General features: G+C 48.0%; 1 protein-coding gene. It reads right to left on the reverse strand.

The genetic code is table 11. The annotated features are described in order from the left end of the window. Nucleotides 1–552 precede the first annotated feature (552 nt). Nucleotides 553–2,274, reverse strand: a complete 1,722-nt coding sequence (locus FDX19_RS05265; protein ID WP_137381882.1) for a SulP family inorganic anion transporter — start codon at nt 2,272–2,274, stop codon at nt 553–555. Between the last annotated feature and the right edge of the window lie 241 nt (nt 2,275–2,515).

Consider the following 2,515-nt stretch of genomic DNA (forward strand, 5'->3'; position numbering starts at 1 on the left):
TTCCAGAAATAGATTTATGATGAAATTCAATTTAATAGATAGCTGAATGCTCCCGAGTCCGGGCACCACTATTTAGAAAAACCCGCCCATGGCGGGTTTTTTGCTATTGGAGAAACGGAGTCTCCATCGAACTCCATTCGATTATTCGCCGCCAGGAGCTCCCCTCTCTGGTCACTGCGCCAGTGCGTTGTGTAACCACAAATACCATTCGAAGCATCAACGCCTCACCCATGACGACAGTTTAACCTTCTCAGGGAACCATCATGGTACTGAAAAATGCAGCGGTATCAGGCACACCTCTATTTCTGACGTGCTTAACCGTAGGCCAGGGCAACCATTTTCTTCTATGGCAAACGGCAGATATGGCCAAGCTGGAAAGTGATTCACCGCCATCAGTTGCTTATAAACCTGATTCCACTCCCCCCCCATGAGGTTCGGATATAAACAGAGGGCCCCGGCGTTTTGTTGGTTGCGCAAAATCAGCCACGGGCTGGTTTTCTCGCTGTCTGGATTCCGGCCAATATCCAGCCTGAGCATTTTCCTAAATTTGGTTTATTCAACAACGCTGGGTTCATCCTCATTCATGCTTTCTTTGCTTTGAATGAACCGGAGCGCCAAATAAAGGTCTGGCGCCAGAATCATGTCGTCATCTTTCATTGTTGGTCGACTATCCTTAAACCAGCGTGTTAACTCGGTTTTACGCCCTGCAAGAATTAACTTAATCTGTCGACCTTTCAGGTCCCGCTTTAACTCATTAATGGTTGCCAGGACGCTGATATCTGAATAGGTAAAGCAAGACACGGCGTCAATGACCACCCATTTCGGTTGTAACACTGCCCCATCGACTAAATTCAAAACGCGGCGTTTAAAATAAGCCACATTAAAATAGGTCAGCGGTGAGTTAAATCGGTATATCAACACGCCGGGGATCATTTTCACATCGGTTGAATTACCTAATGAGTGAATCATCCCATTTTCGTCAATTCCCAATAAGTGTTCAGTAGGACGAAAAACTGTGCGCAGGAACTGCAACAGGCCAAGCAATACCGCAAGGCCAATCCCCTGAATAACACCAATAACCAGAACACAACCAAAGGTGAAGAACGCCAGGCGAAATGCAGGCTTATTTCTTCGCCTTAGATTCCAGAGTCCGCGTAAATCAATCAATGACCACGATGCATATATTAGAACAATGCCTAATGCAGAGACCGGAATAAATTGTAATGGCTGCGTGAAAAATACCACAACGATTCCGATGATTAAGGCTGCAACAACGGAAACCAGCTGGCTTTTCCCTCCCGTGGAATCATTTACCGCAGTCCGGGAATCGGCTCCGCTAATCGCAAACCCCTGAGATAAACCAGACATCAGATTCGCAACCCCCAACGCCCTGAACTCAGCATCAGCATTTATTTCATATCCATTTTTCGCGGCAAAACTGCGAGCGGTCAGCATCAGGCTAACAAAACTGACTAGAGCCAGGTTCAGTGCGGGGATCAATAAATCACGCGCCAGACCTGGCTTAAACGAGCCCCAGTGGACGACAGGCAAACCAGGCTGAAAGCCCGCCCCCCCAATAGTGGCAATACCATACTGCTGTGCAGATGTGATCCAGACCAGCGCCGTTGTTATCACAATGGCAATCAACGGTGCTGGCCATTGGCTACGAAACGTTTTGATCGCCATTAAAATAGCTAACGTTAAGATAGAGATCCCTAAGGTTAAGAAATGAATTTCTGAGAGTCGGCCTGGCAGGGCAATGATCTTCTCAATCACTTGCGCTTCATCAAGCGTAATCCCCAGCACCTTACCGAGTTGCCCAACAATAATCGTCACGGCAACACCGTTAAGCAGACCCGTTAGAATGGGATGAGAAAGCAGGTCAGCAAGCGCACCCAGGCGGAATTTACTGGCAAGCAGGCACCATCCTCCCATCATCACAGTCATGACGATTGTTAACTGCCAGTGAAGTTCTGGGTTTCCGGCAGAAAGAGGAACCACAACGGCCGCAATCACCGCGCAGGTCGTGGCATCAGGGCCAACAATCAATTGGCGGGAAGAACCAAACAGCGCATAAGCTAGCATTGGCAAAACGCAGGAATATAACCCGACGATAGCCCCAACTCCCGCCAACTCAGCGTAAGCAATCGCAACCGGTAGTGCTACGGCAGCAACGGATAACCCGGCTTTAACATCATGTTTTAGCCAGCTTTTATCGTACGCTAATAAATTTTTCAGTCCCGGCATGTAGTTTAATACCATTTTTCCGAACACTTTATTCTCCGGATAGACCCTTACTAATAGATAAAGGTACACGTAACTGTTGCAGGAGATCCTGATATTTTCGGGGGAGTAATACAGGAAATTCAGACTGGGTATTAAAGGGAGCAGCCTAATGAGGAAATCAAGAATGTTTGCAAAGTGAGGGCATGGACAAATTCCGGGTCTGGCACAAGGCGGGACGCCGCATCCGGCGGTTTTCATCCCACGCAGACGCAAAAAAGCCCATCCGTCA

Source organism: Citrobacter sp. wls619, from assembly GCF_005281345.1.
Taxonomy (GTDB): Bacteria; Pseudomonadota; Gammaproteobacteria; order Enterobacterales; family Enterobacteriaceae; genus Citrobacter.